Source organism: Chryseobacterium sp. LJ668 (assembly GCF_019613955.1).
GTDB lineage: Bacteria > Bacteroidota > Bacteroidia > Flavobacteriales > Weeksellaceae > Chryseobacterium.
In genome coordinates this window covers 243,811-267,219 of the sequence record NZ_CP080443.1, presented here as the reverse complement: position 1 = coordinate 267,219, position 23,409 = coordinate 243,811, and the positions used below count along the sequence as shown (strand labels likewise).

Here is a 23,409-nt window from a genome sequence, read left to right as displayed (position 1 = left end):
TTAATGTTTAATGTTTAAAGTTTATCAATATTTTGATGTGCGACTACATTGCCTTTTTTATCAAGTTTAATAAATGGATTGTAAGCTATTTCCCAAACATTTTCCTCAACATCAGCGATCAAGAAATAATAACCTCCAAAAGATGATTCTTCGGGTTCTCCAATAATTTGTACTCCTCTTGTCTTAAGCTGTTTATACAGCTGTTTTACGATTAGTTTTGAACTCACCATGTAAGCTAATAGATAGGGTTTGAAACCACTTCTTTCTCCTGTCGTACCTACAAAATTAGCTAAGTTCTTTCTCCCATAAAGTCCAAATAGAAAGCCGTTTAGCTTAAAAAAAATAATATCGCTAGCTTGAGCTTCAATTTGCCATTCAAATTTTTCTATATAAAATTGTTTCATTGCCTCCAGATTATCAACTCCAATCATTATGATGCTTGCTCTTTGTTTCATGTAAATTTTATAAAAAAACCAACTATTTAAGGCAAAAGTAACGAAGAAATTTTAGCTCTACTTTGGAAAAAAACGACACTATTTTGCTTACTTAAAATTAGTGACGTATCATAAGTAGTAAATATTTTATGCCGTAAATTGAGACGGAGGTAGTCCAGTACGTTTTTTTACTTGATTTGTAAGATGTGAGTGATCATAAAAACCGGTTTCAAACGCGATATCCAGTAAACTTCTGTTGCCAGCTCTTTGCTTTATCATTTTTAATGCGAGCTGATATCTAACAAAATTTAGGTATTCTTTTGGGCTAGTACCGATAAAGTGTTTAAAATTTCTTTCGAGTTGCCTATTTGAAATGCAATTATCTTTTGCAAGTTGATCGACAGTGATTAATCCTTTATAATTATTTATATTACTTAAAATGTTTCGTAGAGGATTATATTTTTGATTCAGTTTTTCAAGAAAATATCCGTCTAAAATATCTTTAGCTTCTAAATTGTTTGGAAAAATATTAGGGAGTAATTTTTTCTCAAATTCAATACTTTTGTTAGTGATTGCATGTAAAGAATCATATATATAAAAAGCAGAAAAGCCTAATGGCTTAAATCGGATTCCTATAAGATGAGTATCATTTTGTATAAATGTATTCTTAAAAACGGTCATCGTACCAACAAGGGTGGCTGTTCCACTTTTCATCACATAATTACCATTTTCAGAAAGAATATCGGCTCCTAAATTCAATATAATATCTATACATCCGTCCGGTAGTAATTTAATCATCATCGGTTGGTGGATCAGTCCAGTTTTTACGCACCAGTATGAATCAATATAGTTTTGAAGTAAAATGTGGGGTTTAATTTCTAAATAGGTCATCTCTTAAAGATACTTTATGTTTGTATTCCTCTCATGCCTAAAATTACCAGTTTCTTTGGTAAATTCACTGGTACAATTGTACTTTTTTACTCACAATTGAATAAATAGTCTTTAGATGCTATCACAACAAACTTATCGCAATGGCTTCGAAAATGTGGATAAAACAGCGGGTCAATTTTTATTTAGTAATTTATATCGGATTAATTTTATTTCCTATAAAATTCAGATAGCAGATCAAATTTGGTATGTAAAGTGGACAACATTTTCCTCCTTACCGCCCGTAGCTTTATAAAAATTAATTGCATGTTTATCTACAATATCTGCTTGCACAAATAGTGACCTGTATCCTTTGTCTACGCAATATTCTTTTAGCGAACTGATTAAGCCACACCCAATTCCCCTTCTTTGAAACGTTGTTTTTACTGCTAAATCATAAATATAAACTTCACAAATATTCGAATAGATAGATGGTAAAATATAGGCGGACAGTCCACCTATTAGCATATTATTAGCCAGAGCAACCTGAAAGACTATCCGATTATCTGAAATAAGTGAATGCAAATGCAATTTATCTGGGATAATAAAATTTTCCATTTCAAAAACATCGACATACACCTTAAGTAACGCCTCTAAATCATCAATATCGTCGGGGCCAATTTGTTTGTAATTAATATTCATCTCTCCTTATTATTTAATATCTATATATTATTATGATGCTCTTGAATAATTTCCTTAGAGTTATTCTTTTTTCTGAAATTACTGTTTGATCTAACTACATTCTCATGTCAAAATTGCATACAACATATCTGAACCTCAAAGATATAGTGGTTCAGTGGTAAATGATAGTACAAAACCGACACTACAAATATATCTACATCTCCTTAAAGCATTTTTAAATTCCAAGTCCATAGCTAAACTTAAGACTTCCCTTTCAGACTAATTATTATTGAACTTGTGGATAAAGAAGCACCCACACTCCATACGCCACTATAAGTTTCTTGGCCGACTTGTATCACAAAAAGTTAAAGCAGGTTGAAAATGCAGTAAACAAAACGCGAAGCAAATTAACAAAGTCAATCAAAAATTATCAAAGGCGAGCGAGTATTGTTGTCAGAGGACCTTGATCTAAAAGAATACACGGAGATAAAAGTGAATGAGAAGGTGTGGTCAATAAGCATGAAGCCGAACTCACAGTGGCAAGTGGAAGACCGAATTCTCGAACTTTCTCAAATCTTTTGGATGCCATTTTATTAGTGGTTTTCCCGTAGATATAATATATCGGGAAGGTGATATCAGGACAGAAAGAGAAATAATTAGTTCAATATTTCCTAAAAAGATGTGTTTTGACGGAAATGAATGTCGAACTCTTGTATTATCGAGGTAGTGAGATTTATGTCTATGATTAAGGGTGAGTTAAGAAATAGAAACCAGAAAAGAGGTGATTTGTTACTCCTTTCAGAACTTTCAGAAAAGGCAGGAATGGATATCAAAATCAACCGCTTTTTCATTACCGGAGAGGGAAATATAAAATATACTTACAATAATGGTATTATGGCCTCCGACTCAAAATTAGCATCAATGAATTTTCTCAATGCCTTAGAAAAAATTCCTGAACTCATCAAACAAGAAGAGAAAAAAATAAAAGAATTACGTAATGATATTCCAATTCTAAGTGAGATCATCAAAAACACTTGACCGAAAGAAGATCTATTGTTGATTCATAAAATGATTTAGCTGTAATCGAAAGAAAAATTAAGCTCTCAATCAGCAATAGTCTACCAGAACAGAACTCACAAGAAAAATCAATGATAAATAAAAATATGAACAGAAAAAAACGTAACAAGATCAAATTGAGTTAAATGATTATTTAAAAAATAGTCGTTCTAACCTGTGATCTTTTATTATTGACATTAAATTTCTTATAACACTATGAAAATAAAGCTCCACAAACTAAAAAAATTGTATGTGGTAAAGAAGTAGAGAGCTAAATTAAAAATTATTTCTTCCTCAGAAATAATGCTCTGCCATATTCATAATTCATTCGGGCAATATTCAAAACAGAAATTCCTTGCGGGCATTCAACTTCGCAAGCTTCAGTGAAGGAACAATGACCGAAATGTTCGGAATCCATTTGTTTTACCATATTTAAGACTCGGTTTTTTCTTTCTTCTTTTCCTTGTGGAAGTAATGCCATATGCATTATTTTAGCTGAAGTAAAAAGACTTGCACTTCCGTTTTTACAGGCAGCAACACAGGCACCACACCCAATGCAAGCGGCCGAATCAAAGGCTTCTTCTGCTGTTTCATGAGTAACTGCAACAGCGGTGGCATCTGGAGCCTGGCCCGTGTTTATTGACACAAAACCTCCTGATGATATAATCCTATCAAACGCAGAACGGTCTACTTTTAAATCTCTTTTTAGTGGAAATCCTAAGGCTCGGAAAGGTTCAATTACAATTCTTTCTCCATCTTTAAAGGATCGCAGATGAAGCTGACATATTGTAGTTTTTGCAAGAGGTCCGTGCGCACGGCCGTTGATCATAAAGCCGCATTGCCCGCAGATTCCTTCACGGCAGTCGTGGTCAAATTCTACAGGTTCTTCTCCTTTAAGAATCAATTTTTCATTTAAAGTGTCCAGCATTTCAAGGAAAGACATGTGAGGATTTAATTCTGTTAAATCATAGTTCACCAGTTTCCCTTCGCTCTGATGATCTTTCTGTCTCCATATTTTAAGATGTAAATCCATAATTCTCTATTCTATTTATAACTTCTTACAGTGGGTTGTATCTCTTCGAAAACTAAAGGTTCTTTGATAAGTTCAGGCTCGTTATTATCACCCGTCCAAGCCCAGGCTGAGATGAATTGAAATTCAGCATCGTTCCTCAATGCTTCGCCTTCTGGAGTTTGATATTCTTCTCGAAAATGGGCGCCGCAGGATTCGTTTCTTGTTAAGGCATCATAGCACATCAGTTCACCAATTTCAAAATAATCGGCCACGCGACCTGCTTTTTCCAGTTCACTGTTCATTGTATCGGCTTGCCCGGAAACTTTGACGTCTTTATAAAATTCCTCTTTCAGTTTTCGGATCTCCTCGATGGCGAATTTCAGACCTTCTGCATTTCTTGCCAATCCACAGTAATCATAAAGCAGTTTCCCTAAGGTTTTATGAAAATAATCAACGGTTTTTGTTCCATTAATTTGAATAAAATTTTCAATCTGTTGTTTTACCTGAGATTCCGCGTTCTCAAATTCAATACCATCCGTCGAAATTTTTCCGGTATGAATTTCCTGAGATAAGTAATTGGCAATCGTATAAGGTGCGATAAAATATCCGTCAACAGAGGCCTGAAGCAGAGAGTTTGCACCCAGTCGATTGGCTCCGTGGTCTGCAAAATTAGCTTCTCCTAAAGCAAATAACCCCGGAATGGTGGTCATCAATTCATAATCTACCCAAAGACCACCCATCGAAAAGTGTGCGGAAGGTGAGATCATCATCGGTTCCTCATACGCATTATAACCAGTGATTTTAAGATACATATTAAATAGATTTCCGTATTTCTCCTGGATTTTTTCTTCTCCCTGTTCCTTAAGTGCTTTTGAGAAATCCAGATAGACTGCATTTTTCAATGGTCCGATTCCGAAACCAGCATCGATTCTTTCTTTCGCTGCCCTTGATGAAATATCTCTTGGTGCCAGATTTCCGAAAGTAGGATATCGTCTCTCCAGATAATAATCTCTTTCATTTTCAGGAATGTCATTGGCTTTTCTGTTTTCATTTTCTTTTAAAGGAACCCAGATCCGACCGTCATTTCGTAAAGATTCTGACATTAAAGTCAACTTCGACTGATAATCTCCAGATTGTGGTAGTGAAGTCGGGTGTACCTGAATCCAGCTTGGGGCTGCCATTAGTGCTCCTTTCTTATGTGCCCTCCAGATCGCAGATCCGTTACAACCCATCGCCAGAGTAGATAAATAATAAATTTTTCCGTATCCACCCGTTGCTAGAATAACGGCGTGGGCTGCATGTCTTTCAATTTCTCCTGTGTCTAAATTCCGGACTATGATTCCTCTAGCTTTTCCGTCGATGATTACCATATCAAGCATTTCGTGCCTTGAAAATAACTGAACACTTTTCTTCCCGACCTGTCGCATCAAAGCTTGATAAGCACCTAAAAGCAATTGTTGTCCGGTTTGTCCTCTCGCATAAAAAGTACGACTTACCTGAACCCCTCCGAAGCTCCGGTTGTTCAGATACCCACCATATTCTCTCCCGAACGGAACACCCTGTGCAACAGCCTGATCGATGAGGTTCAATGAACATTCTGCCATTCGGTAAACATTGGCCTCACGCGCTCTGAAATCGCCGCCTTTCAAGGTGTCAACAAACATTCTATAAACACTATCCCCATCGTTTTTATAATTTTTGGCTGCGTTGACACCTCCTTGTGCCGCTACGGAATGCGCTCGTCTCGGGCTGTCCTGAAAACAGAATGATTTTACATTATAGCCCATTTCACCCAATGAAGCGGCGAGAGAACTTCCCGCCAGTCCTGTTCCTACAACAATTACATCCAGTTTTTTTCGATTGGCAGGATTGACGAGCTTTGCACTTTTTTTATAATTTTCCCATTTTTGTTCTAATGGTCCTTCCGGTATTTTTGAATCTAAAATCATAGTTTCTCAATTTAATTGGCGGTGAAAAATATATAAACAGGCATTAGGGCAAATCCTATACTGATGACAACTGAATAAGCAGTTCCAATAATTTTAAACCATTTGACAAATTTCGGATGAAATAATCCCAATGTTCTGGTAGCACTGTAAATTCCATGAATCATATGGTAGCATAATGCGACCATTGAAAGAACGTAAATAATGACATACCACCATTCTTTAAAAACGGCCACTACTAATATGTAAAGGTCTTTGTTTCCATCTTGATCCAATGGCAGACTTCCAAATTTATAGACATACCAGAAATTCTGAAAATGGATCACCAGAAAAATTAAAATCAACGTTCCCAGGATCCCCATATTTCTGGAGTACCATTTGCTATTTTCTTCTCGTTTCTCATATTGATAATTCCCTCCTGTCTTTTTATTTTTCAGCGTGATGATTAGACCATCAATTGCATGCAGAATAATACTTGCATATAATACATAGGAAACAATTTTAATAGCAATATTTCCAGATAAAAAATGCGAGTAGGCATTAAATTGCAGATGCGCCTGCTCCTGCGATAAAAAAAGCTGAAGATTTCCTAAGAAATGAATCAGCAGGAAAAAGCAGAGGAAAAGTCCTGTAAGACACATCAGTATTTTTCTTGATAATGTTGAAAGCATATTTAGTATTTACTGATTAATAATATCCCAAGATTTTCATCCAAAGTCCACCGACTCCCATATAGATAATCAGCAGTACGATCCCTATTTCCAATCCGTGAATCCACCAAGATTTCAAGTCAACATATCCGCTTCCGAAAAATACCGGAGCCGGACCATGACCGTAGTGCGTCAGTACTCCAAAAATAGAACCTAGAAAACCCAGCATCATTGCCAGTAACATCGGAGGAATTCCAACTGCAATACCAACCCCCAGTAGAGCTGCATACATAGCGGCAACATGGGCGGTCGCACTTGCAAAAATATAGTGACTGAAGAAATAGACCAAGATAATCACAGGAAAGGCAACGGTCCAGGTCATGTCACCAATTTTAACTTTAATGAGATCACTGAACCATCCAATAAAACCAAGTTCATTCAATGAACTTGCCATCATGACCAGTACCGCAAACCATACAATGGTATCCCATGCCCCTTTTTCGGATTTTACATCCTCCCAGGTTAATACAGAAGTCAGCAGGAGTAAAGTTAAACCAATAAAAGCTGTTGTTGTGGCATCGATCGATAATGCACTGCCAAAAATCCACAGACCCAGTAAAATAAAGAATGCCAATAACATCAGCCATTCATTCTTGGAAATGGGTCCCATTTCTTTTAATTTTTGTGCAGCCATTTGAGGAGCACCATCGGTTTTCTTTAGTTCAGGCGGATATAATTTATATAAAACCAGAGGCACTACCAAGAATGCAACCAATCCCGGCAAGAAACCTGCAGCTGCCCATGACATCCAGCTGATGTTAATTCCAAATCCTGCGGCAAACTTCTGACACATGGGGTTACTCGCTGTTCCTGTTAAGAACATAGACGAGGCAATCAGATTCATGTAATAACTGTTTAATGTTAGGAAGGAACCGAGCTTTCTGTGCGTTTCAGGTTTTTCAGGTACGGAATCGAAACTCATCGCCATAGATTTCATAATCGGAAAGATAATCCCACCACCTCTAGCGGTATTACTGGGAATAGCAGGTGCCAAACAAACGTCTGCCAGACCTAATCCATACGCCAAACCTAAAGAACTTTTCCCAAATATTCTTATGAATAAAAAAGCTATTCTGTTCCCTAACCCGGTTTTGATAAACCCTCTCGCAATAAAGAATGAAATACCAATAAGCCAGATTACTTTATCTCCAAAACCTGAAAGTGCTTTTGTGATTGATTTTCCCGCGTCTCCCGGTGCTAGAACCTGACTGAGTGCGGTTACTCCAAGAGCCATCATGCACATAGTTCCCATAGGAGCAGCTTTTAGTATGATTCCCAATATAGTCGCTGCAAAAATAGCGAACAGATGCCAGGCATTTTCTGTTACTCCTTCAGGTGCCGGAATAAACCATAGAATCAGAGCAACAGCAAACGTAATTGCTAAGCCTTTAAAGTTTATTTCTTTCATAATAGTTTTTTTAATGTTTAAAATCTACTTTGTACCTGAATAATAAATAGATTGTTGTTATATTGCGTTGTATTGGCTATGCTGTTTTTATACCGGTCGAACTGCACCCCTAGCTGAATTCTAGCTCCATAATTTTTCAAAAATTCGAGGCCAAACATGGGTGTAATGGTTTGTCTGGGATTTGAGTTTGATCTAAAGTTGGTATCCAGATATTCATAACGACAAGATAATTCAAAGGCACTCAGATTCCTGTGATTGACCTCATATCTTAAGTTCGGGAGAAAGTAAGCGCCACGAATCAGGTATTGATCCGGACTTCCTGTCCTCTGTTCAGGAGCAACAGCAAAATAAAGAAGATGGTTCGTTGCCTGTTTAGCTTCAAGCTGCATATCCAGACTCCATTTTGAATCAAAATGTACGAGAGAACTTACATCAATTCCTACAGCATAGATCTTTTTGCTGAGAACTTCGCCTATACCACCATTTATACCAAGATTAATACTGTATTTTTTAGAAAGACCAAAAACCAATCGAGTAGAATACTGCTTTCCGTTATCGTTGTCACTCACTTGATTTTTCCCGTTTCCATTGACAATTGACACTGCATACTGAAAAGGAATTTCACCTATTTCAAGCTGTCCGGTTGCAGACAATCCAATTTGAAAACTTGTCCATCCTAATTTACCGAATTCTGTATATTGGTTTGACCAATCCAGTGACTTAATAATATCAATAGGATACGTTTCTTCAATACCGAACCAAGGTCTGTACTGTCCGACAGTAATCGCTAATTTCTTATTGAAAGTATATTTTAGATATGCATTTTCCAGAACTCTGGATTTCGGATCATTTTTAAAATCAGCAAGGTTAGCAAGGACCACCACTTCCGTACGTTTGCTGATCTGGGCACGCACCTGAACCCTCATGTATTTAACCATAAAATTGTTGCTGGTTCCTGATCCGTCAGCGTGATGAAGACCATTTACATCAACATCTTTATTCATACCAACCAGATAACGTGCCTGAAAAAGACCTTTGATCTGAAGTTGAGGATATTTAATACCATCTTCCACCTTTTTGATTTGTGTAGAATCCCGTATTTGCGCAGTTGACAAGATGCTGATTAACATTAAACTAAGCAACGTGTATTTTTTTAGCAATGAAAAGTCACTCATTTTATATATTTTATAAAACATATCTTGTTTTAAAGGATTCGCTCTATTGAGCAGATTAAATTTTATTTCTTAAATATTAGTTTACTGTGATAACTATTGTGAAAATCAGATATATGTACAATTTGTGATTGCATTACTTTGATTGTATTCTTACTCGTTATTTTTCCCATTAACTCCGAATTAGGATTGAAATAAAATCTTTTTATTTCAATCCTAATTCGGAGTTTTTCATCATCCTTCTCTTCAGATATTTGTATGTCGTAAAGTTGGTTCATTGAAAATATCTACCGTTGTAAATTTTTACATACTTATTGCAAATATCACATATGATAGAAATTGTCAGAATTTCATCTTCGCTTGAGAGGTGATTGGAGAAGGATCTCCTATAGAAAATTTAATAGCCATAAGCCTTCTTAGACAAGAAAAGGAATTATTAGCGCACCGTAATGGAAAAACTTAGCATGTTATTTAAGTGAGCTTGCATAAAGACTTATTTATAGTAAATCAATCTTTTCTATGCATGTGCAGTCTCTAAGCAGTAATTATCAAACAGTTTTCACTAAACTGTTTGATAGAGTTGGTACTGGTCGAATCCACTTCTCCTCAGCAATGACAATGACCGGTAAAAATGAAGAGGTGTCCAGATCAGAACAGGCGAGCTACCTAGATATAGTTGGTTTCATAGAAAACTCACGGGTGGATAAAGACAATAATCTAAAAGAATTATGGAGAAGGATTATTTTCAATATTTGTATATCAAATACAGATTATCATCTTAGATTAGACATGATATTAATATTCAAATTAATCTAACTTTATAATTGATCTGATATTTTCAATGTCATCGACATGAAGTGCTACTGGAATTTGATCAAAACCTAAGATATATGCTAATTTGGCTCTATGTCTTCCATCTTCAAAATGAATAATCTTAGTATTTGGCTTTAGATGTATTTTAGGAGGATCAAGGTATTGTCCATTTTCCCAGTGATAAATAATTCGTGAAATCCTTTTATTATTTTTGTCATCTGAGGTGAACAGTTTATTGATATCTACTTCACCAAATTCACTATGATAAACAAGGGAAGCTGTTTTGATAAAAAAAAAATTCAAACCTTCCTTCTTCAGGTAATATATCTTTTGACAGATTAAAAGACAAATTATCTCCAACTGCCCAGTAGGGTTCGGGTATAAGTAGCTTTATTTTATCAATTGTTTTATCATTAAATTCAGGAATAAATTTTTTCATAACTCAAATTTAATATTAAAAATCTATAAGATGCAATGGTTATAGACGAGATATTTTTCAAATATCTTTGTTTTCGCTTGAGACACTGTGTATTGCAATTTGTTCGTATATCTCTACAGTAATATCTTCCTTCGAATAGATACAATTTGGTTCTAGCCCATTAAGAACAAAATCTGAAAAACGGTTTGAAGGAGCTTTAATTGTACTAAGTTTTGATTTAATTTTTGAATCTAATTGAAGTTTTTTTAACCATGCCATTTCGATAGCGGAATCTATATTTAAATAATTTCTACATTCTGACAGCTTCCAGAGATCAATTAAAATTTCAAACTTTTTATCTAGGTCATTATTTATAGATTTTTCTGAAAGATAAATTCCAGGTAAATTCTTAATTGTTTCTTCGTCAACGGCAATTGGTAGCGGCGCTAAATAAGTCATGTCAATATCCTCTGTACCATCAATCAAATTGTCAAGAACATTGATCAAGTCTTTTTTTAGTCTAAAACCGTTCAATGCTATATTATCTTTTACATTAATGATAGTAATGAAATCGTAGTGGATATCTCGTAAAAGTCCCAAATTAAATAACAAGTGCTGAAAATTGGTTGTGTCTGAAAAGTCAAAATCCAAGATTCCAACTGTCAGGTATGTTAAGGTAGGAGTTTCGGTTATTTTTTCAGGATATACAAATTTATAATCAGAAGTCCGTTCAATAATTTTTAAGGACAAGTTAAGATCATCTATTGTTGCGCTCTTGGCATGTAACCACCACTCTTCGACAGCCTTTCTGCCAACTGAAACAACCGTTTTATTTTCTAACGGAATTTGAGATAAGTAATATAAAATAGTGGCATATAATCTATCGTAATGTTTATTTTCTTCTGCACAAATATTCTCAGAATCAAAATAAGCCACTGACTTTTTCTCTATAACTCTGAATGCATTTTGCATATTTTGAAGATTGAAGTAAATACTTTTAAAATTTATTAGAGCAAGATTTCTCTCATGTTCAACATCAGGAATGAAAATCTTATAGATTTGATTATTAATATTTATAAGTGATGAAATCCATAAATTAATCTCTTTCTCATCAATAACTACAATTTCTTGCTCACTGTAATTATCAAAGCGAGGATATTTTTTCCTGCTAATAATTGAATTATTTAAAAGTGTTCTATTTCTATCTAATTCTTCTATATATGTTTTCTTTTTCTTTTCATTTCCTTCAAGCAATGCATCAATAATACGTGTTATGCTTTTTGACCATTCTAATGCTACTTTTCGAATACCTAGGATCTTTTCCTGCCAATGATATGAAGATGATTCTTGATATATTTTGCTTATTTCGCTATTCCAAATCTGATTAAGATGAATTTCAAAAGAATTACCAATTATTTCTGGACTTAATCTTTTAATTGAATCTTGCTTAACCATTGAAATCATTTCTTCGGATGGGAAAGGTAACATTAAAGCTTCGGTACAATATTTTTTGTAAAATGGTAAAAAGCAATGTATGTCGTCAATTTTTGAAACACTTAAATTGTTTGCCAGCTTTGCATTCTTATCTTCTAAAAGATATTCTATGTGTATTTCATTATCCTTCTCTTCTATATTTAAAGAATCTGTATTAACTTTTAGATAGCTTTTAATTTTATCTATATTTTCTTCAATAAAATCTTTATATGGAAGTGGATTGCTAAGTTGAAAAAACAACATAAATTCTTTTGCCTCCTGGAAATCCATTTTAGTAAGTTCGTCAATTTCAGGTTTAATTAGCGGAAGGCTTAAGGGTAATTGTAAAGAATTATACCATTTTATTAAAAATCCTAAACCCTTATATGAATCGATGGAAAGTAGTCGCTTCTGCAAATTTGAATTGAGTGCTTTCGCAAAAATAATTACATCTGAATTTTCAAATTGGAAGTTAGATAATTCATCTTTTAATGTAGCAAGATTTCTAAAATTACCCCCCTGATCTCCTAATATTTCTGCCATATCAGTTAAAGTATTAAGCTCTGTAAATGGGGTAGAAGTTATGGCGAATAGATCTATACCACCTGATTTGTATGCTTCATCAAATTTTAACTTGTTTTCATCCCAATATCTTTTTGGCTCAGCATGCATAATACCATCTAAAGCGAGCACTATATTATCAAAGGAATCTTCAGAAATTGCATCTGCCAATGTATTATATAATGAAGCTTTATTTTGTTCCGTTACAAGTATAGGTATATTACTGAAGAAATGCTGCTTGTACTCGTCAGTTATAATTTTAAAAAGATTTCTAAGAGAATCTTCTATAGGTAAGTTTTTATGTAATAAATCGTTCAGGTGCTGAGATCGTACCGGATGCAATCCTTCAACAAAATCACCTCCGAAATTTAAAAAATATTCCTTTTCAAGCTCATTCAATAATTCACCTCTGTCCTGATCGAAACCTATCTCAGCTTTGATGTAATTTATTAAATTTATGGTTTTTAACCTTATGTTTAGACAATCTGCAAGTGAAATCATTCTTAGCATCTCCAACTTTGCCCCTGAAGATTTAGAATTGGATAAATATTTTAATTGTGCAGAAAGTCTTTCTTGAATCATTTCACCTCTTGTAAGTAAGTAGGTGTATTCTATTAACAATCCTTTTTGACGAACCTGCTCCCATACCGGTTGCCATTTGCTGATGTCAAGATGAATTTTTTGTTTTCTTTTAAATTCTTCAAAAATAGCTCCTGCTTCGCTCATTGACAATGATATATCAACAATCATTAATTTTACCTGTGAAAGATCAGCCCCGAACCTGTACCAATCTTCTTGCCTTGCTGTAAGAAGATACTTAACTGGATAATCCCTGGTTCTAGTGACAATTTCAAACCAAGATTCAACTAAACTATTTAGACCGTCAATAACTAACAGAGGTTTCTCGCCAATTATTACTCTTGTCAGCAGAAATTCTGCTACTGAGTCAGCCTCATTCACATTAGCACAATTACGAAGTTCGTATATTGTATAATTGTTTTTTTCTTGCAAGTTTAAACCTGTTTGCCATGCTAGAGTAGATTTTCCCTGACCACTAGAAGACTTAATGACAGTAACATCTGCATTTATTAAACTTTCATATATTGTTTTCTGCCATATTCTTCGCTGTACAGGCAATCCTAAACCTATATGTACAGGTCTTGCAGCTTTCCCATCGTAAAAGTCATGAGAACTATAGTTTCCCATTATAGCATAAGAGACTTTTGAAATCCAATTATTTTGCACAGCACTGTTTACAGCAGCCTTAGAATAAGAATCTTTTATATCTTGAAAAAGAATATTAATATCATTATTGGTTACAGTTGATCTGTTTTGTGACCATATAAATACATTGTAAAATAAAGATCTTAAGAATTGAAATTCTGTTCCCTTATTTATTTGCCAATTTTTAAATAATAGTACTAGAATTTCATTAAAAAGATCATTAGAGGTTTTGTGCTCGTAAGATATTCTCAGCAAAAAGTCCTCGTATATTATATTCTTATTTAGTGTTTGTAATTTAGTTATCCAAAATTCAGATATATCCCTATTGTGAATAAGATCATGTAGATTTCCTTTCGAAATTTCCATGTTATACACCAATTTAAATTGACTTTCAGGATTTATCATATAGGTTTCTGCAAAATTTTGAAGAACTCCCAAGTTCCAAAAACTACCGGCATCCATTTTATTAATTGAAGATTTTACCTGAATATATTCGTTGTCTATTAAAATGTTTTGAGAAGTACTTAAGTCAATATCTTCAATTCCTTCCATTCTGATAGATTTTTCATCAGAGTTTTGATCAAGTTCTTTGAGTATTAAATACGAGGAGTAGAGAATCTGAAAGTGCATTCCACGAAAATTAATGGCTCCTCCAGTTCTCTTTACAATTAAGTTATCTAATTCTTCAGTGATCTTATTTAGGGTTGGCAGGTTGTATTGTGTTTTCATTTTAGGGTATCAGTCACCAGAAGGTGTATTCACAAAAATAAAATATTATCTTCTTATAGTTTAATGGGAAACCATATTTTTTATTTTATCTTTTAAAAATTTCACCAAATGTTAAAATGATTAAGTTTATTTTAATTGCGGTCTAAATTTTAATCCTTCTTACCATAAGGAGAATTAATCTCTATAGCCTTATCACAAAGAAGATGGGTAAAATATGATTTCTCACCAGTCTTCTCATCTTTATAAATTTCGCTATCCCATGTAATCGTCAGTTCCCAGCTGTCCCACTTCCTCATTTTGTGGACATAAGGATTGAAAGAACATTTGATCTCAAAATGCTTTTTGTTTTTGTCACCCTCGAAACTAACGATGACAGAATTGTGATCAAGACTTGTTTCATCAACGATGGTAGCTTTGAGTTTCATGTAAGAGATTATTGTTTTTAGTAAGTATTTATTTTAGATCATTTTCTGCCTTGGCAATCCGATTTCATGTTCCTGCGGATAAGGTTTTCTCTGTGTCATGCTGACATCTTCATGCAGTGTTCTGGCTGCTTCTAAAGATTTTTCTTTGTCCATCGAATACCTGGGATCAGGAATAAAGGGCATTTTGGCCATTTTATGAATGGTGATCGTTGGAAAATGAAAATCCACTTCAACGGTTCCTAGTAATAGATAGCAGCCTCCACCCTGAAAAGGATAATCTTCAAGGCAGTTCGGGAAATGTGCAGTGTCAAAATACTCTCCCTCTGCGTCGATCCAGGTTCCGAAAAACATGGCTCCTCTTTTCGTAGGGACATGTTTCCTAGAAATAAGGTAAGCGAGCATTTTGATCTGCTTTTTATGATACTTAACTAAGTCTTTAGCCATTACACTGCCTCGATACTTGGTCTGCAACAGATCAAAAGGACTGTATGATACAGAAAATCCTAAGATCTCAATTTCATCAAAAGCATCTTCAAAAGGATTTCTGATAATGGACGGAAGCTTATATTCTCTTTGTGGTTCATCCAGTAAGGTGGGATGTCTAAATGCTGACTGATCATTCCCAAAAAGAAATCTTGCCTGAATCAGAAGCTCATGTTTCTGTTTTCCGGTAAACCTAAACGCTCCTATAAAAATAAGAATCTGCAGGGTTTCAATTCCAATCGGTATTCTTTTGACAAAGTTTTCCAGCGACGTATATTCCCCGTTATTTCTTCTTTCTTCGGGAATCATCATAGCGATTTTTCCTTCTACTTTCTCTATATGCATTAAACCTAAATAAACATCAGTCCCATATACGGTCGTCTGATACTCGCTGAGGTTGACACATGGATTCTTGATCGCTGCCCCTGACATTTTCGCTTCATGGACATATACCTCAGTCCTGTAAAATCCACCTCCATTGTTAATGGCACACACCATAAACTCAATAGGGTAGTATACTTTCAGATACAAACTCTGGTAACTTTCTACCGCATAAGACGCCGAGTGCGCCTTACAGAAGGAATATCCTGCAAAAGATTCAATCTGACGATAGACTTCTTTTGACAATTGTTCAGGATGTCCCAATTCTCTACAGGATTCAAAGAAATGGTCTTTGACTTTCTGCAATGCGGATAGTGATCTTCCTTTTCCACTCATCGCTCTTCTTAAAACATCACCGTCTGCTGCTGACAATCCTCCGAAATGCAAGGCAATTTTGATAACATCTTCCTGATACACCATGATCCCATAGGTTTCACCCAGCTCTTCTTTAAATACATCGTGAAAGTATTCGAACTTTGTCGGATTATTATGTCGGAAAATATATTCCTTCATCATTCCACTTTGCGCAACTCCCGGACGGATAATGGATGATGCTGCCACCAGTGTTTTATAGTCTTCACATTTTAATCGTCGGAGCAATCCCCGCATCGCGGGACTCTCAATATAAAAACAGCCGATGGTTTTTCCAATACTGAGGTAACTATTGCATTTCTCTTCATTTTTTGAAATCGTGGTATCCTTAATGTTCACCGTAATCCCTCTTTTTTCTTTGATGAGTTCTACGGTATCTTTTATCGTACCGAGTCCTCGTTGGGATAGAATATCAAATTTTTCAAATCCGATATCTTCAGCCGTATGCATATCGAACTGGACGATCGGAAAACCTTTTGGTGGCATTTCCAATGCTGTGAAATTCGTGATAGGTTCCTCTGAAATTAAAATTCCGCAGGAGTGCATGCTTCTCTGATTCGGAAACTTTTCCAAAAGCTTCCCGTATTTGTGCACCAATTTAAAAACGGAATTGTTATCATGCTCATTCATCGGTTTGGTCGCCAAAACATCCAATTCCTCCTTCGGTAAGCCAAATGCTTTTCCAACCTCCCTGAAAATGGACCGGTACTTAAATTCTACATTGGTTCCGCAAAATGCAACATGCTCTTTACCATATTTAGTAAAAATATATTCAAGGATGGTATCTCTAGTCTGCCAGCTCCAGTCAATATCAAAATCAGGTGGGGTTTTCCTATTGAGGTTCAGGAATCTTTCGAAATAAAGATCCAGTTCCAAAGGGCAGATGTCTGTAATTCCCAAACAGTAACTGACAATGGAGTTGGCACCGCTTCCTCTTCCCACATGCATAAATCCCATCCTGTTGCTGTATTGAATAATATCCCAGGTGATCAAAAAGTAACCGCTGAATTTTAATTGGTCGATCACTCCCAGTTCTTTTTCAACTCTGGCCTTAGCTTCGGGATGATCGTTTCCATATCTCGTTTCCAAACCTTCGTAAGCAAGTTGGGTCAACAGCTTAAAATCATTCTCCCGGCTGTCTGTGAAATACTGCTTGTTTTTAGGAGTTGAAAAATCATAATCAAAACTACACTGATCAATAATATCCGCTGTATTCTGTATGATTTGTGGATAATGGCGGTATTGATCCAACAGATCTTTTTTATTGACAAATGTTTCGGTGTCTCTGCAATTATCGTTATCAGTCAATTTGCTGATGAGCGTGTTATTGTCAATCGCTCTTAAGATTTTGTGGAGATTATAATCCAGTTTGGTTGTGAATGTGACAGGCTGTAAGATGACCATTTTATCTATCAGCTTTTTGAAATCAGGCTTTACGAGATGGTTCAATTCTTCGGGTCTGATTCCAATATACTCGTGTTCCTGCAAAACTTCAGGAATGTTATGTAAGGGATAAATGACAATGGTATTTTCAAGGCTTGGATTATGTTTTGGAATTTCACTTCCGTCACAATTGTAAGCGGTCAATAAGCGGTTAATCTCCCCGACACTTTTTTGGTTTTTAGCCAGACAGATAAAATAGAGTTCACTTTCGACTCTGATTTCCATTCCTACAATAGGTTTAATGTCATGGTCATTGCATAGCTTGAAAAAATCGTAAATTCCTGTGATAGTGTTGATATCCGTTAGCGCTAAAGTTTTTATTTGATGATCGACAGCCTGCTGAACCAGATCCTGAAGAGAAATGGTTCCGTATCGAAGGCTGTGAAAAGAGTGACAGTTGAGAAACATAATCTTTAATTATCTTAAGAGTCCGGACGCTCTGCCCACACTCCCGGTTCCAAACCGGTTTTTGATTTTATCCATGGTTTGATATAAAGAAATCAGTTCTTCGGTATCTTCAAAAAGATCCATCTGATGACATCCATGAACCAGTCCTGTGAATTTTACGCCTATGAGTCGTATTCGCATTCTTCGGGTGTACACTTTTTTAAAGAGTTCCAATACATATTTGAGCAAAGTATGGTCTGCTGAGGTATAAGGAATTCTACACTGCCTGGTCTCAGTATCAAAATTGGAATACCTGATCTTAACCGAGATCGTTGAAGTCAGCCATTTTTCCTGACGCAATTGGAAAGCCAATTGCTCAACCATTCCTGATAAGATGCTTTTCAGATTCTGAACATCAATCGTATCCTGAGAAAAAGTATTTTCTGTGGAAATTGATTTTCTTTCAGAGTACGGAACGATCGGAGTATCATCGATTCCATTGGCTTTTTTCCAAAGTTCGCTTCCGTTTTTACCGATGAGTTGATGTAAAACTTCAATGGGTGTTTCTGATAAAGTCTGAATGGTTCTTACCCCAAGTCTTGATAAAAGCTGAAAGGTTACATTACCGACCATAGGAATTTTTTTGACCGAAAGAGGATTTAAAAAAGGTTTGATATTCTGTTCCTGAATTTCAAATCTGCCGGTTGGTTTTGATTCTCCGGTGCCGATTTTCGCTACGGTCTTATTGGTTGATAAAGCAAAGCTTATCGGTAAGCCGGTATTTTTGGTGACCGCATCGACGATTTCATTCGTCCACTGGTAACATCCGAAGAATTTATCCATTCCTGACAAATCCAGATAAAATTCATCGATGCTTGCTTTTTCCAAAACAGGTACTTTTTCCTGAATCACATCTGTGACCATATGTGACATTTTGGAGTACATATCCATATCTCCCTTGATAACTCGTGCTTCAGGACATAATCTTAATGCCATTTTGATAGGCATGGCACTTCGTACGCCGAAAAACCTTGTTTCATAAGAGCAGGATGCTACCACACCACGGTCTCCACCTCCTATGATCACAGGCTTTTTCTCAAGTTCGGAGTTTTTTAACCGTTCACAGGAGACAAAAAACGTATCCAAATCCATATGCACTATCGCTCTTTCCATGGTGTAAAATTATTACGTTTTATTGCAAAATTTCGTATATTTGTTGCTATAATTTATAGCAATGTCAATTTTTTCAGAAAACATCAGGTTTTTAAGAGACAAAATGAAAGCATCCCAACAGAAAGTTGGTGATGAAATTTCAATCACGCGCGGAAGGTATGCTACTTATGAGGACGGAAGATCGGAACCACCGATTGAACTGCTGGTGAAACTTTCCAAATACTATAAAGTGAGCATTGATTTGCTGCTGACTGTGGATTTGCGAAAGTATCCTTTGGAGGATATTGTCAACCTACCGAACAACAGAATATTGCTTCCGATGAAAGTAGATCATACCGGAGAAAACCGGATTGAAATTGTTCCTCAAAAAGCAAGTATGGGATATCTAAGTGGTTATAATGATCCTGAATTTGTGGAGGGGCTTCAGCATTTGTCGCTTCCATTCCTCCGAAATGGAAAGTTCCGGGCTTTTCCTGCGGATGGTGATTCGATGCCACCTTACAATGACGGAACGTATATCGTTGGAAAATATGTTGAAGATAAAAAGGATCTGAAAAAAGGAAAGACCTACATTTTTATCACCAAAGACGGTATCGTTTATAAGAGATATTCCAAGCAAAATGATTCTGGTAGTTTCGTGAGTTCTGACAATTCTTTTTATGAACCCTACGAAATCAAATGGTCTGAAGTCTATGAAATATGGGAGTTTGCATGCAGCATCAATACTCAGGAATTGAAAATTGAAAACTTAGAATACCAGGAAATCAGAAGTATGTTTGAGGAGCTTCGATCAGAGATCAGAAGTTCTAACAAAAATATTCAGTAGAGAATTTATTTTATAGTATATATCAAAAAAGCTTTCCTGTTAGGAAAGCTTAAAACACAAATGATGAAAAAAAATTCCCATTGTGGGATAGTGTAAAGATAATAAAAAAGGTTAATAGGACAATGGGTCAACTCAGTTTATTTAGCGCAGAAGAATTTTATGATTTCCCAAAGGATCTTTTAGAGTTCAGAGAACATTTTCTAACTTCAGAAGAATCAGATCGGCTTTTTTCTCAACTTTTGGAAAATACTCCTTGGAAACAGAGAACTCAGACGATGTATGATAAAAAAGTATTAACTCCACGTTTGACCGCATGGTATGGTGATAGTGAGAGATCATACAAATTAGGAGGAAGTGAATTCGAGGTGAATGCATGGACGCCTGAATTGCTTTCTTTAAAGAACAAAATTGAAGAAGTTTTTGGTCATGAATTTAATTCAGTATTACTTAATCTATATCGTGATAATAATGATTCTGTAGCATGGCACCGAGACAAGGAAAGCAGATACGGAGATAGACCGGTCATTGCATCTCTAAGTCTCGGGCAGACCCGAAAATTTGACTTTAGAAAACTAAACCATCATCAAAGCAGACACAGTATTCCGCTTCCACATGGATCTTTGTTAATGATGAAAGGTGATTTGCAGGAGCACTGGGAACATCGTGTCGCTAAATCCAATTTGCATATGAATGAACGTATTAATTTGACTTTTCGATTGGTGAGTGAACTTTAGTTAAAAAAAGCTGTGGATTTTCTTAATAAATAGCTGCCCATAAAAGTGAACCGAATTCTTTCTAGCTAAAGAAAGAATACTTCATGATAATTAGAGTTCAAACAAGAAAATCCAGCCATTTTGGTCAGCAGTGATTAGTTTAAACCTAACTTGGCCAAGAAATTTCATTTTTTGCGCCATCAATTTTGATAGCCTCAATTAATTCTGATTCCTGAAATGTGAACTTATTAAGCTCATTAAGAGTAATATTAAGTTTGTTTCTAATAACCTTTATTAAAGTCATATTTTCCTTCTTAACAAAATCTCTATTGATTGCGAAGTTATTCTCCTTGACCACCAAATGGGACACTTGGATAGGTTATTCCAGAAGCTTTTCCTTCAGTAAGTGATAAACTAAGATTTGTTATTGCACTTGTAATTAGATAGTTTTTAAGATCATCTTTTGAAGGTTTACGGAATTTGTCAAAAAAGAATCTATAAACTTCTTTACTTGCTTCTCTAATTTCTGATGCAGAGTCTTCAATAAATTTATCTAAAATTTCACCATTTCTTTTATCGTATTCATTTACTCTATTTTCTGCATCTGGGGTCGTAATAACGATAGTTCTTAAATCGTTAATCAAGTGCCAGCAGCCAATTGTGACATATACAGAGTCGCCAGGTTTCTTACCTTTTGACCAATATTCAACTAATTCCATAAACGAAGTCGGGCGGTTTTCTGAAGCGTAGAATTTCGACTGAAAGGGACGATTACAACGTCCAAAAGACAGAATGAATTGATTCGGGGTTAATGAAATTTCATCAATCGTCTGGAAAAAATCATCTTCACTATTCGTCCTGCTTCTAAATAATATTGAGCCTGCTGGAATATCATAAAGCAATACTGGAAAATGTTTGATTTCCATTAATGCTAAAATAATTTTTTCGTAAGCATTTTCATCTGACGAATCTATATTCTCAATTTTATCAACTATGTTTTTTACTTCTTGTACAGTCATTTTCCAAAGATTTCAGCTAACACTCAAATGTACGTATTTTGTGAATGTAAGATCTAAATTGTCGCATCAATGGCAGTGTAGTCTCATCTAAGTTTCTCATTGGATTAACTAGTCCGATAAACGCTACAAATGTTATTCTACTCTTACTTTGTTTTAATAAAATAATATGGGGCAGCACCTTCCAATTAAAGTCATCAAATACTAAAAAATTATCAACTCTGAAAATACCGCTTAGTTTAGATCTTCACTAAATCAAGCATATAATGGAAACAGATAAAAATCAGGATCCAAAAAAAGATCATCATCAAAACCAAAACCACAACCAAACGCAAAACACACCATCCTCGGACACCTTATTGGTTCTCCACAACAACAGCAACACCATCGGCCTCGTCCAAAACATCAATCCAGACGGAACGATCAATCACACAGCACCTAACCAAGAATACTCGAATCCCATCTTAAAAATCAACCAAAAAGAAGATGCTTTCACCCAATTCTATTCAGACTTCTACCACCAGTTAAAAAACCCGGAAGATTTCACTTTCTTCAAAATCACCGAATACGAAGCCAAAGAAATAGCCCAAGACCTTCAAAACTACATCGACCAAGCATCCGTAAAAGAAATCGACCAACTCAAAGACTATGCGGTTTCCATTGATGCAGTCCAAGCACAATTAGACCGTCAAAATAAACTCACCCAGTTCCAACAAAGTAAAAGTATCCAACCTCACATTAAAGAACAGCAGTACCGCTATCTCCCGGAACAGATTGACTGGAATATTATGAGCAAGCTCAATCTCAATCAAGAGAAACTGAAATATCTCAACGCATTAGAACCCTTACTTAAAGGATATAAAACACCCACCTTGATTCCCATTACATTTAATCAGGAAACCATCAAAACCGCCATGGATGTCAGACTTTCCTTACGACTCAACGATGTCGGATATCTTGAGGTCCGCATTCATCCCGTCAGAAAAGAACCTGATTTTACCACAAAGCTATTTGGTCATGAGTTCACCCAAGAAGACCGACACAATCTTCTTGAAACCGGGAACATGGGCAGGATCGTCAACCTGATCAACCCAATGACCGATGAACTGACCCCATCCGTTATCAGCAGAGACCGACTGACCAATGAACTCATCGCATTAAGAGCAGAACATATAAGGCTTCCATTAGTCCTAAGCGGAGTCACCTTGAACGACGAACAAAAGAAAACCCTCAAAGAAGGCAAACCTTTATTCATTGAAAACATGATCTCCAAAAGAGGCACATTGTTCAATGCTATGGTTCAGTTCAATGCAGAAAAAAGATATGTGGAATTTCTATTCAACTCAAATATCAAAGGCTTACAACTGCAGCTACAACATAAAAACCTCCAAAATACCATCAAAGCAGAAGTACCCGCCACCTTCAGAGGCAAACCTCTCCATAAATGGCAGATCGAAAAACTCAAAGCAGGGGAGACCTCCTACATCAACGGACTCACCGACAGCAAAGGCAAAAAATACCAAGGCTACATCAGTTTCGATAAGAACATTGGGAAGTTTGAGTTTTCTTTTAAGAATCCGAAGAAACTAGGTGAAGGCAATAAAAATTCTGTTGTTAAATCTAACGGTCACAAAATGTAAACTTTCTAAACAAGAGTGAAACCCATGTGAAACTTAAAAAAAATAA

General features: G+C 35.6%; 19 protein-coding genes. 5 read left to right on the top strand and 14 right to left on the bottom strand.

Annotated features, from left to right (window positions below; genetic code table 11):
* Window positions 1–14: 14 nt before the first annotated feature.
* From K0U91_RS01275 to K0U91_RS01265, 3 genes are all read right to left on the bottom strand, one after another.
* Window positions 15–455 (bottom strand): VOC family protein, encoded by a 441-nt coding sequence (locus K0U91_RS01275; protein WP_220180118.1) that lies wholly within the window; start codon window positions 453–455, stop codon window positions 15–17.
* Between the two features lie 126 nt (window positions 456–581).
* Window positions 582–1,325: a helix-turn-helix domain-containing protein gene (locus K0U91_RS01270; RefSeq protein WP_220180117.1), complete on the bottom strand. Its 744-nt coding sequence runs from the start codon at window positions 1,323–1,325 to the stop codon at window positions 582–584.
* A 234-nt stretch (window positions 1,326–1,559) separates the two neighbouring features.
* A complete protein-coding gene (locus tag K0U91_RS01265; protein ID WP_220180116.1) occupies window positions 1,560–2,003 on the bottom strand; it encodes a GNAT family N-acetyltransferase in 444 nt (147 codons plus the stop codon).
* A gap of 678 nt (window positions 2,004–2,681) precedes the next feature.
* Between K0U91_RS01265 and K0U91_RS01260 the strand changes: the two genes are divergently transcribed.
* Window positions 2,682–3,020 (top strand): hypothetical protein, encoded by a 339-nt coding sequence (locus K0U91_RS01260; RefSeq protein WP_220180115.1) that lies wholly within the window; start codon window positions 2,682–2,684, stop codon window positions 3,018–3,020.
* Window positions 3,021–3,321: 301 nt separating this feature from the next.
* Here K0U91_RS01260 and K0U91_RS01255 read toward each other — a convergent pair whose 3' ends face one another.
* Genes K0U91_RS01255 through K0U91_RS01235 form a run of 5 tightly spaced genes read right to left on the bottom strand, consistent with a single transcriptional unit; the run spans window position 3,322 to window position 9,244 of the window.
* Window positions 3,322–4,071: a succinate dehydrogenase/fumarate reductase iron-sulfur subunit gene (locus K0U91_RS01255; protein WP_220180114.1), complete on the bottom strand. Its 750-nt coding sequence runs from the start codon at window positions 4,069–4,071 to the stop codon at window positions 3,322–3,324.
* Between the two features lie 11 nt (window positions 4,072–4,082).
* On the bottom strand, window positions 4,083–5,999 hold the full coding sequence (locus K0U91_RS01250; RefSeq protein WP_220180113.1) for a fumarate reductase/succinate dehydrogenase flavoprotein subunit: 1,917 nt from the start codon (window positions 5,997–5,999) through the stop codon (window positions 4,083–4,085).
* 11 nt (window positions 6,000–6,010) lie between these two features.
* The gene (locus K0U91_RS01245; protein ID WP_220180112.1) at window positions 6,011–6,667 is read right to left on the bottom strand and encodes a succinate dehydrogenase cytochrome b subunit; all 657 of its coding nucleotides are present in this window, start codon (window positions 6,665–6,667) and stop codon (window positions 6,011–6,013) included.
* 16 nt (window positions 6,668–6,683) lie between these two features.
* Window positions 6,684–8,114, bottom strand: a complete 1,431-nt coding sequence (locus K0U91_RS01240) for an anion permease (protein ID WP_220180111.1) — start codon at window positions 8,112–8,114, stop codon at window positions 6,684–6,686.
* 17 nt (window positions 8,115–8,131) lie between these two features.
* Window positions 8,132–9,244, bottom strand: coding sequence for a porin (locus K0U91_RS01235; RefSeq protein WP_408912595.1), 1,113 nt, complete (start codon window positions 9,242–9,244; stop codon window positions 8,132–8,134).
* A gap of 561 nt (window positions 9,245–9,805) precedes the next feature.
* Here K0U91_RS01235 and K0U91_RS01230 point away from each other — a divergent pair.
* Window positions 9,806–10,102: a HipA domain-containing protein gene (locus K0U91_RS01230; RefSeq protein WP_220180109.1), complete on the top strand. Its 297-nt coding sequence runs from the start codon at window positions 9,806–9,808 to the stop codon at window positions 10,100–10,102.
* Between the two features lie 256 nt (window positions 10,103–10,358).
* Here the strand turns inward: K0U91_RS01230 and K0U91_RS01225 are convergent, their stop codons facing one another.
* The 5 genes from K0U91_RS01225 to dinB all read right to left on the bottom strand — a co-directional run bounded on the left by K0U91_RS01225 (window position 10,359) and on the right by dinB (window position 19,168).
* Window positions 10,359–10,538 carry a hypothetical protein gene (locus K0U91_RS01225; protein ID WP_220180108.1) on the bottom strand — a complete coding sequence of 60 codons (180 nt, stop codon included), beginning with the start codon at window positions 10,536–10,538 and terminating at the stop codon, window positions 10,359–10,361.
* 57 nt (window positions 10,539–10,595) lie between these two features.
* Window positions 10,596–14,504, bottom strand: coding sequence for a P-loop NTPase (locus K0U91_RS01220; protein ID WP_220180107.1), 3,909 nt, complete (start codon window positions 14,502–14,504; stop codon window positions 10,596–10,598).
* A 149-nt stretch (window positions 14,505–14,653) separates the two neighbouring features.
* On the bottom strand, window positions 14,654–14,929 hold the full coding sequence (locus tag K0U91_RS01215; protein ID WP_220180106.1) for a hypothetical protein: 276 nt from the start codon (window positions 14,927–14,929) through the stop codon (window positions 14,654–14,656).
* A gap of 33 nt (window positions 14,930–14,962) precedes the next feature.
* Window positions 14,963–18,016 carry a DNA polymerase III subunit alpha gene (locus K0U91_RS01210; RefSeq protein ID WP_220180105.1) on the bottom strand — a complete coding sequence of 1,018 codons (3,054 nt, stop codon included), beginning with the start codon at window positions 18,014–18,016 and terminating at the stop codon, window positions 14,963–14,965.
* 9 nt (window positions 18,017–18,025) lie between these two features.
* On the bottom strand, window positions 18,026–19,168 hold the full coding sequence (dinB, locus tag K0U91_RS01205) for a DNA polymerase IV (RefSeq protein ID WP_220180104.1): 1,143 nt from the start codon (window positions 19,166–19,168) through the stop codon (window positions 18,026–18,028).
* 61 nt (window positions 19,169–19,229) lie between these two features.
* Between dinB and K0U91_RS01200 the strand changes: the two genes are divergently transcribed.
* Complete coding sequence (locus K0U91_RS01200) at window positions 19,230–19,994, top strand: XRE family transcriptional regulator (RefSeq protein ID WP_220180103.1); 765 nt, start codon at window positions 19,230–19,232, stop codon at window positions 19,992–19,994.
* Window positions 19,995–20,116: 122 nt separating this feature from the next.
* On the top strand, window positions 20,117–20,728 hold the full coding sequence (locus K0U91_RS01195) for an alpha-ketoglutarate-dependent dioxygenase AlkB family protein (RefSeq protein WP_220180102.1): 612 nt from the start codon (window positions 20,117–20,119) through the stop codon (window positions 20,726–20,728).
* A 320-nt stretch (window positions 20,729–21,048) separates the two neighbouring features.
* Here K0U91_RS01195 and K0U91_RS01190 read toward each other — a convergent pair whose 3' ends face one another.
* A complete protein-coding gene (locus tag K0U91_RS01190; RefSeq protein WP_220180101.1) occupies window positions 21,049–21,726 on the bottom strand; it encodes a hypothetical protein in 678 nt (225 codons plus the stop codon).
* 263 nt (window positions 21,727–21,989) lie between these two features.
* Here K0U91_RS01190 and K0U91_RS01185 point away from each other — a divergent pair, with 263 nt between their 5' ends.
* The gene (locus tag K0U91_RS01185; RefSeq protein WP_220180100.1) at window positions 21,990–23,363 is read left to right on the top strand and encodes a DUF3945 domain-containing protein; all 1,374 of its coding nucleotides are present in this window, start codon (window positions 21,990–21,992) and stop codon (window positions 23,361–23,363) included.
* Window positions 23,364–23,409: the final 46 nt, after the last annotated feature.

What these genes read in the sequence shown, in the direction of transcription:
- K0U91_RS01225 (WP_220180108.1), bottom strand. Translation starts at nt 10,538, where the DNA reads ATGAAAAAATTTATTCCTGAATTTAATGATAAAACAATTGATAAAATA.
- K0U91_RS01230 (WP_220180109.1), top strand. Translation starts at nt 9,806, where the DNA reads ATGCATGTGCAGTCTCTAAGCAGTAATTATCAAACAGTTTTCACTAAA.
- K0U91_RS01210 (WP_220180105.1), bottom strand. Translation starts at nt 18,016, where the DNA reads ATGTTTCTCAACTGTCACTCTTTTCACAGCCTTCGATACGGAACCATT.
- K0U91_RS01220 (WP_220180107.1), bottom strand. Translation starts at nt 14,504, where the DNA reads ATGAAAACACAATACAACCTGCCAACCCTAAATAAGATCACTGAAGAA.
- K0U91_RS01235 (WP_408912595.1), bottom strand. Translation starts at nt 9,244, where the DNA reads ATGTTAATCAGCATCTTGTCAACTGCGCAAATACGGGATTCTACACAA.
- K0U91_RS01275 (WP_220180118.1), bottom strand. Translation starts at nt 455, where the DNA reads ATGAAACAAAGAGCAAGCATCATAATGATTGGAGTTGATAATCTGGAG.
- K0U91_RS01270 (WP_220180117.1), bottom strand. Translation starts at nt 1,325, where the DNA reads ATGACCTATTTAGAAATTAAACCCCACATTTTACTTCAAAACTATATT.
- K0U91_RS01195 (WP_220180102.1), top strand. Translation starts at nt 20,117, where the DNA reads ATGGGTCAACTCAGTTTATTTAGCGCAGAAGAATTTTATGATTTCCCA.
- K0U91_RS01260 (WP_220180115.1), top strand. Translation starts at nt 2,682, where the DNA reads ATGTCGAACTCTTGTATTATCGAGGTAGTGAGATTTATGTCTATGATT.
- K0U91_RS01245 (WP_220180112.1), bottom strand. Translation starts at nt 6,667, where the DNA reads ATGCTTTCAACATTATCAAGAAAAATACTGATGTGTCTTACAGGACTT.
- dinB (WP_220180104.1), bottom strand. Translation starts at nt 19,168, where the DNA reads ATGGAAAGAGCGATAGTGCATATGGATTTGGATACGTTTTTTGTCTCC.
- K0U91_RS01250 (WP_220180113.1), bottom strand. Translation starts at nt 5,999, where the DNA reads ATGATTTTAGATTCAAAAATACCGGAAGGACCATTAGAACAAAAATGG.
- K0U91_RS01190 (WP_220180101.1), bottom strand. Translation starts at nt 21,726, where the DNA reads ATGACTGTACAAGAAGTAAAAAACATAGTTGATAAAATTGAGAATATA.
- K0U91_RS01240 (WP_220180111.1), bottom strand. Translation starts at nt 8,114, where the DNA reads ATGAAAGAAATAAACTTTAAAGGCTTAGCAATTACGTTTGCTGTTGCT.
- K0U91_RS01185 (WP_220180100.1), top strand. Translation starts at nt 21,990, where the DNA reads ATGGAAACAGATAAAAATCAGGATCCAAAAAAAGATCATCATCAAAAC.
- K0U91_RS01265 (WP_220180116.1), bottom strand. Translation starts at nt 2,003, where the DNA reads ATGAATATTAATTACAAACAAATTGGCCCCGACGATATTGATGATTTA.
- K0U91_RS01255 (WP_220180114.1), bottom strand. Translation starts at nt 4,071, where the DNA reads ATGGATTTACATCTTAAAATATGGAGACAGAAAGATCATCAGAGCGAA.
- K0U91_RS01200 (WP_220180103.1), top strand. Translation starts at nt 19,230, where the DNA reads ATGTCAATTTTTTCAGAAAACATCAGGTTTTTAAGAGACAAAATGAAA.
- K0U91_RS01215 (WP_220180106.1), bottom strand. Translation starts at nt 14,929, where the DNA reads ATGAAACTCAAAGCTACCATCGTTGATGAAACAAGTCTTGATCACAAT.